Annotated in this window: 12 protein-coding genes and 1 tRNA gene; 5 read left to right on the forward strand and 8 right to left on the reverse strand. The window is 60.7% G+C overall.

Going from position 1 to position 15,706, the window contains the following annotated elements; genetic code table 11:
- Positions 1-44 precede the first annotated feature (44 nt).
- The gene (locus BRA49_RS08125) at positions 45-1,883 is read left to right on the forward strand and encodes a threonine--tRNA ligase (protein WP_292385041.1); all 1,839 of its coding nucleotides are present in this window, start codon (positions 45-47) and stop codon (positions 1,881-1,883) included.
- Positions 1,884-2,064: 181 nt separating this feature from the next.
- The gene (locus BRA49_RS08130) at positions 2,065-2,520 is read left to right on the forward strand and encodes a ferritin-like domain-containing protein (RefSeq protein ID WP_292385043.1); all 456 of its coding nucleotides are present in this window, start codon (positions 2,065-2,067) and stop codon (positions 2,518-2,520) included.
- 87 nt (positions 2,521-2,607) lie between these two features.
- Here BRA49_RS08130 and BRA49_RS08135 read toward each other — a convergent pair whose 3' ends face one another.
- The 8 genes from BRA49_RS08135 to xerA form a co-directional block, all read right to left on the reverse strand.
- The gene (locus BRA49_RS08135; protein ID WP_292385045.1) at positions 2,608-3,795 is read right to left on the reverse strand and encodes a cation:proton antiporter; all 1,188 of its coding nucleotides are present in this window, start codon (positions 3,793-3,795) and stop codon (positions 2,608-2,610) included.
- A 181-nt stretch (positions 3,796-3,976) separates the two neighbouring features.
- Positions 3,977-5,269 carry a phosphopyruvate hydratase gene (gene eno / locus BRA49_RS08140; protein ID WP_292385046.1) on the reverse strand — a complete coding sequence of 431 codons (1,293 nt, stop codon included), beginning with the start codon at positions 5,267-5,269 and terminating at the stop codon, positions 3,977-3,979.
- A 562-nt stretch (positions 5,270-5,831) separates the two neighbouring features.
- A complete protein-coding gene (locus BRA49_RS08145) occupies positions 5,832-6,761 on the reverse strand; it encodes a hypothetical protein (protein WP_292385048.1) in 930 nt (309 codons plus the stop codon).
- A 313-nt stretch (positions 6,762-7,074) separates the two neighbouring features.
- Positions 7,075-7,147, reverse strand: a tRNA-Gln gene (locus tag BRA49_RS08150).
- A 116-nt stretch (positions 7,148-7,263) separates the two neighbouring features.
- On the reverse strand, positions 7,264-8,616 hold the full coding sequence (locus BRA49_RS08155; RefSeq protein WP_292385050.1) for a mannose-1-phosphate guanylyltransferase/mannose-6-phosphate isomerase: 1,353 nt from the start codon (positions 8,614-8,616) through the stop codon (positions 7,264-7,266).
- Positions 8,617-9,034: 418 nt separating this feature from the next.
- Positions 9,035-9,478: a tetratricopeptide repeat protein gene (locus BRA49_RS08160; protein ID WP_292385052.1), complete on the reverse strand. Its 444-nt coding sequence runs from the start codon at positions 9,476-9,478 to the stop codon at positions 9,035-9,037.
- Between the two features lie 128 nt (positions 9,479-9,606).
- Positions 9,607-10,542: an SDR family oxidoreductase gene (locus BRA49_RS08165; protein WP_292385054.1), complete on the reverse strand. Its 936-nt coding sequence runs from the start codon at positions 10,540-10,542 to the stop codon at positions 9,607-9,609.
- A 275-nt stretch (positions 10,543-10,817) separates the two neighbouring features.
- A complete protein-coding gene (gene xerA / locus BRA49_RS08170; RefSeq protein WP_292385056.1) occupies positions 10,818-11,738 on the reverse strand; it encodes a site-specific tyrosine recombinase/integron integrase in 921 nt (306 codons plus the stop codon).
- 1,281 nt (positions 11,739-13,019) lie between these two features.
- On the opposite strand from xerA, the gene BRA49_RS08175 reads away from it, so the two are divergent.
- From BRA49_RS08175 to glmM, 3 genes are all read left to right on the forward strand, one after another.
- Complete coding sequence (locus BRA49_RS08175) at positions 13,020-13,583, forward strand: DUF5806 family protein (RefSeq protein ID WP_292385058.1); 564 nt, start codon at positions 13,020-13,022, stop codon at positions 13,581-13,583.
- Complete coding sequence (gene mobB / locus BRA49_RS08180) at positions 13,580-14,335, forward strand: molybdopterin-guanine dinucleotide biosynthesis protein B (RefSeq protein WP_292385060.1); 756 nt, start codon at positions 13,580-13,582, stop codon at positions 14,333-14,335. Before BRA49_RS08175 ends, mobB begins: the two co-directional genes overlap by 4 nt.
- Before the next feature lie 5 nt (positions 14,336-14,340).
- Positions 14,341-15,706 (forward strand): phosphoglucosamine mutase (gene glmM, locus BRA49_RS08185; protein WP_292385062.1); only part of this gene is annotated, 1,366 nt, incomplete at its 3' end.

Genomic DNA, 15,706 nt, shown 5'->3' on the forward strand with positions numbered 1-15,706 from the left:
TATAGCAGAAAAACAGATATTGAACGATTCAACTGGGGATACCAATGCGACTTCTTCTAATCCACTCTGATCATATCGAATACGAGGCCCGGAAGAAGACGAAGGTCGCCGAAGAGGACGTCGTCCAGAAAGACGCCCTCGATGAGGCGCTCGCCGTCTTCTGCGCGGTCGAGTCTGTCGACGAGGAGAACCTCGAGGACGCCGTCAGGCAGGCGGCAGACGAGATCGTCACCACGGCCCGGCAGCTCGGCACTACTAATATCATGATCTACCCCTACGCCCACCTCTCCTCTGACCTGGCATCGCCTGATGCAGCTGTGAGCGCTCTTAAGGGCATCGAGGAGGGCCTCACCGGGGAAGGCGGCTTTGTGGTGAAACGGGCGCCGTTCGGCTGGTACAAGGCCTTCTCACTCTCCTGCAAGGGCCACCCCCTCTCGGAACTCTCCAGGACGATCGTGCCCGGCGAAGAAGCAGCGACCGCGCCGAAGAAGGAGATCCAGCACGAATTCTTCGTCTTCACTCCCGAAGGGGAGCGTAAAGACGTGGCCGATTACGTGAAGGGGAATACGCCCTTCGCCTCCCTGATCAGGAAAGAACTCGGGTATCCGGGGCAGGAAGGAGTCGAGCCGGTCCACGTGGACCTGATGCGCGCGAAGGAACTTGTAGAGTACGAGCCGCGCTCGGACGTCGGGAACCTCCGCTGGATGCCCCGGGGCAAACTCCTCCGGGACCTCCTCGGTGACTACGTTCTTGCCCGGGTGCTCGACTACGGCGGGATGCCGGTGGAGACCCCGGTGATGTACGACCTCAGCGATGCGTCGATCTCGGAGCACGCTGCCAAGTTCGGGGAACGTCAGTACCGGTTCAAAAGCGGCAACCGCGATATGATGCTCCGGTTCGCGGCGTGTTTCGGCATGTTCTGCACCATGCACGATATGCACATCTCGCCGAACACCCTCCCGCTGAAACTCTACGAGCTCTCGACCTACTCGTTCCGGCACGAGCAGAAGGGCGAGGTGATCGGGTTGAAGCGCCTCCGCGCCTTCACGATGCCCGATATGCACACCCTCTGCCGGGACGTTGACGATGCGCTCGCGTCGTTCGAGGAGCAGCTTGCCATGGGCTGGAAGAGCGGCGAGGATCTCGAGACCCCGCTCGTAGGGGTCTTCCGGTGCACCCGCGACTTCTTCGACCAGTACGAACTCTGGGTGAAGCAGCTTGTCGCGAAGTCAGGCGTCCCGATGCTGATCGAGGTCCTCTCGGACCGGACGCACTACTGGATAGCAAAGGTCGACCTCGCGGCGATCGATGCACAGGGAAGACCGATCGAGAACCCGACGGTCCAGATCGACGTCGAGAGCGCGGACCGGTTCGACATCAAGTACTACACCCCGGAGGGGACGGAGGTCCACCCCCCAATCCTCCATTGCTCGCCGACGGGCTCGATCGAGCGGGTGATCTGCGCGATGCTCGAGGGCACCGCGGCACAGGAGGTTCCCTCGTTCCCGACCTGGCTCGCCCCGACCCAGGTCAGGCTTGTGCCGGTGGCAGAGCGGCACGTCTGCTTCGCGGAGGAGATCGGTGCTCGCCTGAAGGCAGCCGGGATCCGGGTGGATCTCGACGACCGGGACGAGAGCGTGAACAAGAAGGTCCGCGAGGCCGGGATGGACTGGGTCCCTTACGTCGCGGTGATCGGCGACCAGGAGGCCGAGACCGGCCGGCTCACGGTCACCATCCGGAGACTTTCGGAGAAGAAGAAGCCGTACAAGGAGACGATGAGCGAGGACGAGCTCATTCAGGCAGTGAAGATCGAGACCGCCAGAAAACCCTTCCGCCCGCTCTACACCCCGAGGCTCCTCTCTAAGAAGCCCCGGTTCATCTAATCTCTTTTTTACACGCGGCGGCTTCGGACCCTCAAAACCAACAAAGTTCCCGCCGGCTCTGCCGTCTCCCGATCCGTTGCCTTGAGCAAGAAGACGTGCAGGATCCGGCCGGTGCAATACCGGGTCCGGCCCAGCAAGGTTTAAGAACACCGAATGCTACTCTCCCCCGGTGCATGAAACCATGGACGTCAAAGAATACCGTTCTATCATATCAAACGCCATCGAGAGGGAGATCGAATCCTACACCTTCTATCGCACGGTCAGGGAGAAGGTCAAAGATGAGAACTTAAAAAACCTCTTCAACGAGCTTGCCGGAGAAGAGAGCCAGCACAGGAAGACCCTTGAGGGTTTTCTCCTAAAAGAGCCCGGAAAACTCGGGTTCGACACGAAACGTGACTACAAGGTCGCCGACACCCTGGAGGTCCCGCCGCTCTCGGCCGATCTAAAGCCGCTCGACGGCCTTGTTATCGCGATCAGAAAAGAACTCGACGCGATGCAGATGTACACCCAGCTCGCGGGCCTGAGCGTTGACCCGGAGCAGATAGAGTTGTTCGAGAGCCTCGCCTCGATGGAGCGGGGCCACAAGGCGCGCCTCGAGGACATCTACACCAACATGGCGTTCCCGGAGGCATGGTGAAGACGGGGCTTCGCGGTTGACCATTCTTTTTTATCGCACGACGAGGGGGGAGATTGTTAGGAAAAGGGTGCAGGCTCTCCCCTGGCATCATTCGACGGCGCAGTAGGCCCCCTTGAAGAACCACTTCCGATAGACGATCGGGGTGATGAGCGTGGTCAAAAGGCTCATCAGAACGATCACCACAAAGATATTCTGGCCGATGAGCCCCGACTCCAGCCCGATCAGGGCGACGATCATCGCTACCTCGCCACGCGGCGCCATCCCGAACCCGATAATGAGGGAGTCCTCCCGGCAGATCCCCATCGCCCGGGCGGGCAGGCCGCACCCGACGACCTTGGTGACGATGGCGACCAGAGTCAGCGCCACCAGGAAGAAGATCATGTCGGCTGTGAGCGCGCGGACGTCTGCGAGGATTCCGAGCGATACGAAGAAGATCGAGGCGAAGACGATCTGGAAGTACTCGGCGCCTTCGTGGACGCCCTTACTCTGCCGGAGTTCGACGCCGGCGAAGGCAACCCCGGCAAGGAACGCACCGATGATACCTGATAAGCCCACCAGGTCGGCGAGCATCGCGTACAGGAACGCCACCATCATGGCGAAGATGAAGACGAATTCCGGATACTTCCGCGCCAGGGGCGTCGCGTCCATCCGCTCGATGACCTTCCGGATACCGAAATATCCGACGGCCCCGGCAACGACGATGAAGCCAACGGCTTTAGCAAGCATCAGGACGGCCGATGTCACCAAGACGCTCCCGCCCACCGCAAGATCGGTGGCGATGGCGAGCACGACAAGGGAGAGGACATCGTCGATGACCGCAGCGCCGATGATTGCTTTTGCCGCCCCGGTCTGGAGGACGCCGATCTCTTTGAGGACGTTTGCGGTTATGGCAATACTCGTCGCGGTCAGCGCCGTGCCGACGAAGACTGCGCTTGCAAAGTCGAACCCGAAGAGGACGGCGGTGGCGTAGCCGCCCAGCCACGGGAGGGCCACGCCGACAAGGCCGATGACCCCATAGCGCGGATCGAGGATATCCCTGATGTTGAACTCGAAACCGATGACAAAGAGGAGGATGATGGCCCCGAGATGCGCCAGGGTCGCGACAAAGTCCGTGTAGGTGATCAGGCCGAGCACGCTCGGTCCGACGAGAACCCCTACGAGAATGGCCCCGATCGTCGCCGACTGGTTGATCCGGGATGCCACAAGATAGCCGGCGAGAGCAAGAAAGAGCAGGAGGCTCATCTGGATCTCAATTGCGAGGGCAGCGCTTTCCATGGTTACCCATGATTTTGGGAGGAGGACTTAAGTAATTGTATGAAACCCCGGAGAGTTGCAGGCCGACCCGGGTCCCGGGGAAGACCGACACGGGCGCCGCACGAGGCGGGACCGGAAAAATGGAAGCCTCATTCCGGCCTACCTTGCCGGTCCCTCTCACCGCCGGGAGGCGTCGCGGACCCTACCGGATAAAGCCTCCTCGCCCGGCATACCGGGCCGTATCCCCGGCCGCCTCCTCGATCCTGATGAGCTGGTTATACTTCTCCACCCGTTCGCCCCGCGCCGGAGCGCCGGTCTTGAGGTGGCCTGTCTGCATGGCGACGGCGAAATCGGCGATGAACGTATCGACAGTCTCGCCGCTCCGGTGAGAGACCATCGCGCCCCAGTTCTGCTGCTGTGCCAGGCGGACCGCGGCGATCGTCTCGGTCACCGTCCCGATCTGGTTGGGTTTGATCAGGACGGCGTTGGCGGCTCCTTTTCGGATACCCAGCTCGATCCGATCGACATTCGTGACGAAGAGATCGTCGCCGACGAGTTCCACCCGATCGCCGATCGCTCTGGTCAACAGCCGCCAGCCGTCCCAGTCGTCCTCGGCAAGGCCGTCCTCGATGACGATGACCGGGTATGCTGTAACCAGGTCGCGGTATCGGTCCACCATCTCGGCGGCGGTCAGGGTCAGCCCTTCGGCCTTGAGGTTGTAGACGCCGTCGTTGTAGAACGCGCTCGATGCCGGATCGAGGGCGATCCCGATCTCCTGACCGGGCGCATACCCGGCACGCTCGATCGCCTCCACGATCAGGTCGAGCGGCTCGGTGTTCGTGGAGACGGCAGGGGCAAACCCGCCTTCGTCGCCGACGCCGGTCGTGTAGCCCTGCGCTTTGAGAATATCTTTGAGCGCATGGTAGGTCTCGCCCCCCCACCGGACCGCTTCTGCGACGCTCGGAGCGCCGTAGGGGGCGATCATGTACTCCTGGAAGTCCGGCCCCTGCCAGTTGGCGTGAACCCCACCGTTGAGGATGTTCATCATCGGGACGGGAAGGAGCGGCTTTAGCGGGTCTCCCAGGTACTCCCAGAGCCAGAGACCCTCTGCGGCGGCGGCAGCCCGGGCGACGGCCATAGAGACTGCAAGCGTGGCGTTGGCACCCAGGTTTCGCTTGTTCGGTGTTCCATCCAGGAGGGAGAGGGCCTCGTCCACCGCCGCTTGATCGCGGGCGTCCATGCCCTGCAGGGTGGCGGCGATCTCGCCGTTGGCCCGGGCGACGGGTCTCTGCACCCCTTTGCCGCCGTAACGGCCCTTTACGCCGTCCCGGAGTTCTACAGCCTCATGCTTCCCGGTCGATGCACCGGACGGGGTCGCGGCACGCCCGGACACCCCGCCGGCGAGCGTGACATCCGCTTCGACGGTCGGGTTTCCCCGCGAGTCCAGTATCTCGCGGGCATGGATCGATTGTATCCTCGTATCAACCTCGATCATACTCGATGGCACCGGGGGGCGGGAGGGTATCGAGGGCAAAAAAGGTATCGACGGCGGCGCGTTCGTCCAGACGACGGCGGCAGCATGGGCCGAGATCACGTTGCCGTTTGCAATGAACCCGATTGCCCGTTTCCGTTCGGCGGCAGAGATCATTGAGGCACAGGGCAGGTATGCGAAATTCTATTGAGATACAAAATGAGCTGGCGGTGGTGCGGGTGATGCTCCCTCCTCACCACGTCCGACCGCAGTGCAGGCAGCGATCCCTGTGCATGCTGAGGATATATCCGCATTGCGGGCATGTCCAGCGGACCTTCTCCTGTTCTACGAACTCCGCGACTCCCCGCTCCGTATCTCGCGCAGGTCGTCGAGCACACTCGTCCGGTATTTGTGTAGCGCTTGTCCAGGCATTTCAGCCGCGTGCAGGGATATCCGATGCATTCGTAGCAGTACTCCCCCGTATGGTCTTCGTACTGTCGGAGCCTGCACCGGGCGCAATACGTGTTCAGCCTGCCGGGATCATCCGTCCGGCAGCCCGGGCACCTGTTTTTCTCCCGACGGTTTGTTAGCATCGGCCGAGCTCGTTGATCAGTCTGCGATAGACATCAAAGGCAGGTTTCGACGAATAGTCGTCGCGTACGATGCCGAACTGGGAGAACAGGTCAGGGCTGGAGCTGTCCGCATCCCGCAGATCGAACAACTCGTAGTGGGTGACATTATAGTTACCCCGGTAGTCGTTGACCGTGCGTATGATCGTCTCCAGGGCCTCGGCCTGCCGCTCGTAGGAGCGTTCCGGGCCGGTAGGCCACCCGTTCTCCGCCACATGTATCGGCACCGTGGCGGGTATGCCGGCCTCGGGCAGGGAGGTCTCTCGAAACGATCGCATAGCAAACTCGACGAAGTGGCGGATGTCGCCGGGCAGACCCGAAGGAGCCAGCGGGAAGAAGACGTCCGGATAGATGTCGAGGCCAACATAGTCCAGGGCCTTTATGAACCGCTCTCCGCCAAGTGCACCGATCGACGTCCAGAAGTCGTGAGTGTCAGTCTCGAAGAGCGGCACGGCGCTGAAACCAACCTGCAACCCACTATACCCACACCGCCGGGCTTCTTCTTTAGCCGCAATGACTCCCTGCACCAGCGCTTGGCGGACATTCGGAAAACTGCCGTCGATTACAGGCACGTGCGTGAGGTTGGGTTCTTCGGTCACCTGGAGCATTGCGATCCTCGCGCCGTAATGTCGAACTACACCTCTGACAAATTCAACCCACCCGGCGACGTTCCCACTCTCCGATGTGTACGAAAGCACCAGATCGAGTTCCCTGCCGTCGCCGCCGTACTGGAGAAAACTCTCGGGCTGGCTCCTCTCCGATCGCGGGTCGGGAGAAGAGTCCGTGTAATGGAGATAGCATCTGACGGCGAATGATCGTATAGCACCCTGTAGTTTATCGATCGCTTCTTTGATTCGCTCGGGGTTATTGGGTCTGCCGGATACCATGACGGGATCGCCCCCCAGCGTTCCGCCGGGATAAACCCCGAATATCAACCCGGGTGCCCCTGCAGAACGCGCAGGAGGCATCCAGCCCTCCGCAGTCCGGGGCTGAGCATCACACATACCCACATGTATGCAACCGATTGTAATAACGTTGATTCTAACAGAATGACTGCCGCACCGACTTGACCGACGGAAATTTTATCCATTCATCGCCTGCCGGACCGAAAGGTGCTGTGAAGGGTTGATATCTGTTGAATCGGTCCCGGTTAGAAGAAAGAAAGCAAGATACGGCAATGTGAAGGCCGGACGAACGTAGTACCCCCGGGCGGATTCGAACCGCCGTCGCCGGATCCAAAGTCCTGCATGATTGACCACTACACTACGGGGGTACGAGAAACCCAAACCACCGATACCTGCGGTATCTGCTCTTATACTCTATGCATCGTGGGATTATATCGGTTTGGTCGCAGACAGACGAGGGGAGGGAGGGGGCCCGCCGCCCGGCTCATGTTCGCTCGAAGTCGTCCTCGAACCGGATGATATCGTCCTCGCCGGTATACTCCCCGATCTGCACCTCGATCAGTTCGAGCGGCAGGAGGCCGGGGTTCGCGAGCCGGTGGACCGTTCCCGCCGGGACGAAGGTGGACTCACCGTTCCGGAGGAGGGAGGTCGCGTCACCGATCGTCACCTCGGCGCACCCGGTGACGACCACCCAGTGCTCGGAACGGTGGTGATGCATCTGCAGTGAGAGCCGCCGTTTCGGGGGGACGGTGACACGCTTGATCTTATATGACTGCCCCTCCTCGAGGTTCGTGTAGGAGCCCCAGGGCCGGTGAACCTGTGTGTGGAAGAGCGCACGGGAGTCCCCCTTCTCGCGGAGAGCCTTTGCGATCTCGCCCACCCGCTGGGTCTCGGCACGAGCGGCGACCAGGATCGCGTCCTTCGTCTCGATGATGGCAAGGTCGTGGACCCCTACGGTGGCGATCAATCGATCGGCGATGATCAGGTTATCGGAGGAGTCGATCCCGATATACTCGCCCCTGACTGCATTTGCGTCCCCGTTCTTCGGCAGCGTGGCGTAAAGAGTGTCGAAGTTCCCGAGGTCGCTCCAGTCGGATTCAAGCGGCACGACCGCCGCCCGCCGGGTCTTCTCCATGATCCCGTAGTCGATCGAGAGAGCAGGGACCGCCCCGTACGCCTCCTCGACAGGGTGCTCAAACGCCCGGACCACCTCGGGTGCGCATGTCTCGCACTCGGAAAGAAAGAGACCAGCATCAAAACAGAACATCCCTGAGTTCCAGAGGTAGCCGTCAGCAACATACTTCTCGGCGGTCGCAAGGTCAGGCTTCTCCACGAAAGCGTCCACGAGCGAACCCCCGGGGAGAGGTTCGCCCGGACGGATGTAGCCGTAGCCGGTGTGGGGAGAGGTCGGCCGCACACCGAAGACCACCAGGTAGTCCTTTGCAAGCCCTTCCGCCCGCCGGAAGGCTTCCTGGAATGGCCCGGTCGCGGCGATCAGGTGGTCCGAGGGCAGCACCGCGACCGTGTCGGAGCCGTCTTCCCGGGTGACCTCACGGACACCATAATAGATCGCCGGCAGGGTGTTCCTGCCAACCGGCTCCACGAGGACACGACAGTCGCACCCGATAGCGGCGAGTTGGTCCCGGACCAGGAACTTGTGGTCGGTGTTCGTGACGATGGCGATCTCCTGCGGGGGGGAGAAGAGGAGCGACCTCTTCACGGTCTTCTGGAAGAGAGACTCGTCGTCGACCAGCGGGATGAACTGTTTTGGGTAGTGTTCCCGTGAGAGCGGGAAGAGACGGGTGCCGCTCCCGCCTGCAAGTATGAGCGTCTTCATGGGATCGACTCCGTGCCCAAAAGAGGGGCACTCGGATTTGTATACTCTATTGCGATAAGGGGGATAAAAACGTAAGGTCTCCGAGGGGTACGGCCGGCCCGACGGGCTGAAAGACCGCTCCCGGGCGCTCTCAAACACCCGCTCGTATCGCACCCGGCGGTGTATCAGTAGACGCAAGGATGAATGGAGACCTCTTGGCCTGCTCTCGAAGTCCGAAATAGGCTTTGTTGAAATCCCCCTGTTTGTTCCAGGGCCGCAATCCCGGGCACGGCTTTCTCCCGGGTAGGCTCCACAGTCCACTACAGGAGTATGCCGAGGGAAAGGCCGATCCCAGGGACAAACCGGTCAAGCACCCCCTCATCGGAGTAGGAATGACCAAAATAGGATCTCAACAGAGCCAAAAAAGGTATGACTCTGCTCAGGCCCGGGTCATCGTCGAATTCCCGGGGTAGAGAGCCCGCGCCTGCGGGTCGAGGTCTTCTGCAACTGCAAGAACGTGTTCGGCCTCCTGATACTTCCCGAGCCGGCCGAGCACCATGCCGTAGGTAACCCAGGCGAAGATGCACGACCGGTCGATCGCGAGCGCCTGTCTGCAGGCAAGCACCGCCTCCTGGGGGCGGTCGAGCCGGGCGAGGATCACTGCCCGGTTGTTCCAGGCGTAGATGTCGTCATTGTCGCAGAGGATCGCTGCACTGAATGCAGCGAGCGCCTCTTCGTAGCGCCCCTGCCGCTCGAGGGCCACACCCCTGTTGTTCAGGGCCGCCGGTTCGTGCGGGTCCAAAATGACGACGTCGCTGTACGCCCGTGTCGCATCTCTGTCTTCACCCTTACGGGATATCTCCGGTGTAACCAATCGGGGCATACGTCTGCACCTCGCACCCTTACTGCAGAGTGACGATATATATGTTCCTGCATCTACCATGCCCGGCGAGCAGGGAGGGCAGGATCAGCCGGCAGGCAGTCCTGGGCCGGTCCAGAGCCAGGAGGTAGTTACTGACCGCTGTCCCGGAACCATGCCACTGTCTCCAAAAGCCCCTCATCGAGCGTGTAAGTTGAGGAAAAACCAAACGCCTCCCCTGCCCGGGAGATCTCCGCAAGCGAGTCACGCACATCACCCGGTCTCGGGGGTTCATGGAGCGGCCGGTGGTGTATACCGGTGATCCTCGAGAGGTTTCCGGCGAGTTCATTGAGACTGATCCGGCGGCCCCCGGCGATGTTGAAGATGCCGGAAGCGTCGCTCTCCATCGCCAGAATGTTCGCCCGGACGACATCTGCGACGAAGATGAAGTCCCGGGTCTGCTCTCCGTCGCCGTAGATGATCGGCGGCTTCCCGGCAAGCAGCCGGGTGATGAACTTCGGGATCACCGCTGCATACTCGGAGTTCGGGTCCTGCCGGGGGCCGAAGACGTTGAAATAGCGCAAGAATGTTGTCCGAATGCCGTAGAGATCTGAAAAGACCTTTCCATAGTATTCGCCCGCGAGTTTTGAGACCGCGTAGGGGGAGAGCGGTCTCGGCGCCATCGTCTCGAGTTTGGGGAATGTCGGGTCCTCACCGTAGATCGCCGAGGTGGAGGCCGCCACGACCGCCGGAACGCCGCATGCCTTCGCGGCCCAGAGGACGTTCACGGTTCCGGCCACGTTCACGGCGTTCGTTTCGAGGGGGTCTTTTATAGAGCGGGGGACCGAGGCAACGGCCGCCTGGTGGAAGATGCCGTCCGCCCCGGCACAGGCATCGGTGAGCAGGGCAACATCGGTGACGCTCCCCTCGATGAACGTCACCCGGGGAAACGTCATGAGATACTCAACATTCTCGTGCCGCCCGCTCGATAGGTCGTCGATGATCACGACGTCGTGATTGTCGCGTGCCAGTCGCTCCGCAAGGTTGGACCCGATGAACCCTGCCCCGCCTGTGACGATGTAACGCATGCAGCATACCGTAGGCATTCAAGTGACTTGAGCGTTGCTGGAGGAGGATCGGAGCAGACAGGAACAAGGCATACCCGGAATGCAGTCACTCATGCCACAGCAGCCACTACAGCGAAGCGCCCCAGATCAGAGAACGACACCCGGAGCCCGGAATGCTTATTGCCGGTTTGGAAACAGGGTCCGGTACTGTTCGGGAGGGTGTGTCCGAGGGCCCCCCACCGGAACACATGCGTATAGCATCATCTGGTTTATAGACATCGTCCGACCGGCCGGGTTTATCCCCCTCTCTTCCCGTTAGAGAGCGGGAAATACTGCCGGTAGACGTTTCTGCGCTCATCAAGATCCGTATGCAGGTAAATCTCGGTCGTCTTGATGGAGGAGTGCCCCAGATTCTCCTGCACGACGCGGAGGTTCTTCGATCGCCGATAGAGTTCGCTCGCGTAAGAATGCCGGATTTTATGCGGCGTAATCCCCGCAGGGGCGCATTGTTTGAAGAGATGCTGGACGGTTCGGGGGGAGATATGATTGCCCTGCTGGCCCAGAAAGAGCGGCCCTTCGATCGTATTCCCGATAAACCCGTTGATCTCATCGAGCGTCCCTTCATCGACGAAAACGGTCCGGATCTTATCGCCTTTCCCCTTCACCCGGATCGTCTGCTCCTCGAAGTCGATATCCTCAACGTTTATCGCGCAAAGTTCGGAAACACGGACGCCTGTTGCGTATATGAGGCGAACGATCAACCGGTCCCGCTCACTTTCGAGGGTATTGATCAGGCGGATCACCTGACTGTGTTTGAGGTATTTCAACTCTTGATTCTTGATCCGGGGCCGTTCCACCCCGAGCATAGGGTTCGCGACCACGGCGCCCTGTGCGTAGAGATAGCGGTAGAACGAGGAGAGTGTCGATATCATCCGGTGGAGAGTCTTTGGCTTATAGTCCCGCCTCTCCGAGAGGGAGGAGAAGTAATCGGTGACGAGAGCAGCAGAGACGTTGACATCCGCGTCCAGAGGGGCGTTCTTGACTGCAGCATCATCGAATGAAACCCCGTCCGGGCCACGGTGCTGCCGGAGCCAGGCGTACCGGGCGAAACGCTGAACGGTCTGATCATATTTTTTGATAGTCCGGGGCGAGTAATTCCGCATCCGGAGGTAGCCGCTGAAGCGATCCAGCCACTCCAAAAATGACGCGCTTTCCATCGTATTAAGGATTAAATACCAAAGAATATCAAGATTGCGGTAAATGCCTATTCCCCGCAATAAATTGGATGCCCCAGATCCCCTGCCGGACCCCGCGCCGGGTCGCAGGCCGTGATCGCACAGGCCCGCACCCATCTGCCTGCTGCACGAAGGCCCGGCCCAAAAACCCGAAAGAAGAACGATCAAAGCAGGGGTGCGGCCGATAGGATGAGGATCTCAGAAGAATGGCCGCCATCCGAGCCATGCCGGCAGTTCGTGCAGCAATGTCGGGCAACCCGGAGATCCCGGCGAAAAAAACCCCGACCCGGCTCCCAAAAGACAATATTTCTCGGGGAAACACCCAGGAGCCAGGGGGCGGATCTCGTCCCGAGCCCAAAAAAAAGTATTCCGGTGATGCAGGAGGTACTGGTGTTAGGAGGTATACTGGGGCTGCCAGTCCCGGGTGGTCGGGGAGCAGACCCTGTTGAATACGTTCCTCCCAGAGCATATGAATCCCCTACCGCGCGACGCGAAAGTGAACGGCCCTGAAGGCACCGCCGCCGCCACGAAGCCGACAGACACCGCCCACATATAAACGACCCTCACAGAAGGGCGGAGACGCACGATCGCACGCACAGCCGCCCCCAACTATCAAGATGGGGGCGATCCGGCGGTACAGGGCCGATACGAGGGTCGAAAAAAGACAAACGACCGCCCTGCAGAGAGGGGACAGCGATCCGGCTCACACCCGCCCGGCGGGGAACCCTGCACGCCGCCCATGCGAGGGAGAAGCCCACAAGGTTGCTGACAATCAGCATCATGCCACTCAAACGACCTCGCGCAAGGACAGAGTCGCAGGACCCCGGTTAAGCAGCCCGGGTCCGACAGCCGAACAACAAGGCCACGTCCGCAGCCATAAGCGTTTTTCCCTCCCGACGGCGCTCAAACGCCAGCCTCCGACTCAGGGACCCATCGAGGAGAACCGGACGCCCTCAACCCGGCTTACGCTCCCCGATACGATATCTCGGACCGGGGATCTGCACAAATGCCCCGGGTTGGCTCGGGGGGCCCAGCCGGAAGAGCCTGATCGCCATCCCGGCTTCGCGATCAAAAGGGCAGATATAAACCATATGATGCTATACATAACCGGGGAAGGGCAACCACGAGACCTGCAGGGCACGCAGCCACCCGGAGATTTCGGAGCACGCTCCCATTCTGCTCTATTACCAGAACGGCCAGATTATCATCGGGCTGCCCGACCAATATCATTGAAATACCAAAACGGACAAGAGGGTATGCAAAATGGATGATCCTGCTAACCTGAAAGACCCAAACAAGTACCAGAAATTCAAGAAAGTAGATGGGGCCACCTACCTGCGGGTCAACCAGTTCCTGCGCAAACACACCCACATCACCGCCCGCGAATGGGCGATCGCCCGCCTCTGCGCAGACTTCAAGACCACCAGCGGCTCTGAGATGACGTTCATCGGCGAGAACCTCCCTGAACTCTGCCCGTTCATGGTTGACTCCTACACTCCGCAGGCGGTCAATCAGGCGCGGAGCTCGTTCAAGAAGAAGGTGAAGAAAGCGGGAGCCACGTTCTTCTACGGAGCCATGTGTGGTTTTTTTACCGCAGAAGAACTCGACGAGATCCTCTTTGAGGCGAGCGAGGTCGCCCGGTTCCTGCTCGAGGTGGAAGGAACGAGCCTGAATCTCGACGATGAGATCGATGTCGAGGACCGGATCACCGAGGTGATGCGGGGCGTAGCCGAAGCGGCGTCGGTCGTCTTAAAGTCCAGGCCCGGTCAGGAAGGAGGAGAGGGGAGCCCGATAGAAGAGAAGGAGAAGGAGGATGAGGAGAGATGAAGATCATTCAGATTGTCGGCCGTTCGAACGCCGGGAAGACCACATTCATTAAGAGCCTGATCGGGGCGCTCTCCGCACACGGGACCGTCGGAGCGGTCAAGCACCTGGGACACCACGGCTTTTTGCTCGAACCCGGAAAAGACACAACACTGTACTATGAATCGCATGCTGCTATATCCGGCGGCGTCGACGAAGAGAAGTCGGTCCTTGTCAGGCGCGAGAACGACCTCGACTCCACCCTGGAGATCCTCTGCAACGCCGGGATCGAGTACGCCATACTCGAGGGGTTCAAGTCCCGGCCGTTTCCGCGGGTCGTGATAGGCGACCTCGAAAGCGAGAACGTCGTCCTCCGGAACCCCACCATCGACGCGGTGATCGCCGCGCTTCCGGAGTTCGAGGACTACTACACCGTCGAGGGGTTGGTTCGGGAGTTGAAGCGCGAGTGCGGCGTCTCGCGTGCCGGGGCGGTCCTCACGTTCAACGGACTTGTCCGGGAATGGACCGGCACCGAACGAACAGGGTACCTGGAGTTCAATGAGACCGTCAATGCCGTGACGGAGAGCATCCTCGAGGACGTGAAAGCCGTCCCGGGGATCATCGGGGCACGGTTCTACCACAGGAAAGGGCGGCTTTACGCCGGAGAAGATATAACCTATCTTGCTATACTTGCAGAACACAGGCAAGAGGCGTTCGCCGCCGCCGGCAGTGCAATCGACAGACTGAAGCGGGAACTACACGACACGGAGAAGTGACGAAGATGCGAAACGGAAAACGGATGTTTGGAACGAACGGCGTGAGGGGTGTGGTCGGAGAGGAGATGACGCCAGCCCTCGTCCTCAAGATCGGCGCCGCCCTCGGATCGATGAGGAAGGGCACCATCGCGGTCGGCAGGGACACACGGACTTCCGGCGAAGCCCTGGCCCACGCTCTCAAGGCCGGGCTCCTGATGACCGGGTGCGACGTGGTGGACATGGGCATCCTCCCCACGCCGGCCCTGCAGTATATCATAAAGACCAACCGGTTCGACGGCGGCGCGATGATCACCGCGTCCCACAACCCTCCTGAGTACAACGGCGTGAAGATCATCGAGGCCGACGGCACCGAGATGTCCGACGACGAGACCATCCGGTTAGAAGACAGGTTCTTCGCCGGGGAGTTCGACGCGGCATCCTGGGACGGGGTCGGCGCTGAGACAGCCGCACCAGATCGGATCGAGGAGTACATTAAGGCCGTCGTCGGGCACTTCCCGCCCGGTATCGGCGAGGGCATGACCGTCGTCGTCGACCCCGGTTCCGGCCCCGCGGCGCTCACCACCCCGACCATCCTCTCGAGGATGGGTTGCCGGGTCCATACCATCAACGCCCGGCTCGACGGCACCTTTCCGGGCCGGATGCCCGAGCCGACCCCCGAAGGGCTGCAGCCCCTCTCGGAGATGGTCATCGCCACGGACGCTGCGTTCGGGGTCGCGCATGACGGCGATGCTGACCGGGCGGTCTTTGTTGATAACAAAGGACGCTATATAGAAGAGAATTACGAGTTCGGTCTCGTCGAAGACTACGTCTGCAGCAGGAACAGCGGTGGGCTCATTGTCACCCCGGTTGCCACCTCCCGGCTGATACGAGATATCGCAGAGCGGCACGGGTGTACCGTCGACTATACCCCCGTAGGAAGCATCTATGTCGCGAGAAGGATGATCGAGTTGATGGGCGAGGGGAAGAAGGTCTCCTTCGGGGGCGAAGGAAACGGTGGCCTGATCTACGCCGATCACCAGTTCTGCCGGGATGGAGGCATGACCGCCGCCATGATGGTGGCGGTTCTCGCGAATCATAACGGCAGGGAACTCTCGGAGATCCTCGACGGACTCCCCGCATATCATCTGGTCAAGGAGAAGCACCACGTCCGGGACCCGGCCTCGCTGGTCCGCACCGTCGAAGAGGCGTTCTCGGGAGAGATCATCGAGAAGATCGACGGTATCAAGATTGTCAGGGACAATGTCTGGGCTCTTGTGCGGGCGTCGGGCACGGAACCGATGATCAGGATCATGATCGAGTCAAAGGACCCGGAGATTGCGGATGCCATGTACCGGGAGATCATGCTGATCGCGACTGCCGGAACGGCAGGAG

Source organism: Methanoculleus sp. UBA430 (assembly GCF_002506585.1).
Classification (GTDB): Archaea; Halobacteriota; Methanomicrobia; order Methanomicrobiales; family Methanoculleaceae; genus Methanoculleus.

Excerpts from the sequence above, each read along its gene's own strand:
- BRA49_RS08125 (WP_292385041.1), top strand. The coding sequence starts at position 45 with ATGCGACTTCTTCTAATCCACTCTGATCATATCGAATACGAGGCCCGG.
- BRA49_RS08130 (WP_292385043.1), top strand. The coding sequence starts at position 2,065 with ATGGACGTCAAAGAATACCGTTCTATCATATCAAACGCCATCGAGAGG.
- BRA49_RS08135 (WP_292385045.1), bottom strand. The coding sequence starts at position 3,795 with ATGGAAAGCGCTGCCCTCGCAATTGAGATCCAGATGAGCCTCCTGCTC.
- eno (WP_292385046.1), bottom strand. The coding sequence starts at position 5,269 with ATGATCGAGGTTGATACGAGGATACAATCGATCCATGCCCGCGAGATA.
- BRA49_RS08145 (WP_292385048.1), bottom strand. The coding sequence starts at position 6,761 with ATGGTATCCGGCAGACCCAATAACCCCGAGCGAATCAAAGAAGCGATC.
- BRA49_RS08155 (WP_292385050.1), bottom strand. The coding sequence starts at position 8,616 with ATGAAGACGCTCATACTTGCAGGCGGGAGCGGCACCCGTCTCTTCCCG.
- BRA49_RS08160 (WP_292385052.1), bottom strand. The coding sequence starts at position 9,478 with ATGCCCCGATTGGTTACACCGGAGATATCCCGTAAGGGTGAAGACAGA.
- BRA49_RS08165 (WP_292385054.1), bottom strand. The coding sequence starts at position 10,542 with ATGCGTTACATCGTCACAGGCGGGGCAGGGTTCATCGGGTCCAACCTT.
- xerA (WP_292385056.1), bottom strand. The coding sequence starts at position 11,738 with ATGGAAAGCGCGTCATTTTTGGAGTGGCTGGATCGCTTCAGCGGCTAC.
- BRA49_RS08175 (WP_292385058.1), top strand. The coding sequence starts at position 13,020 with ATGGATGATCCTGCTAACCTGAAAGACCCAAACAAGTACCAGAAATTC.
- mobB (WP_292385060.1), top strand. The coding sequence starts at position 13,580 with ATGAAGATCATTCAGATTGTCGGCCGTTCGAACGCCGGGAAGACCACA.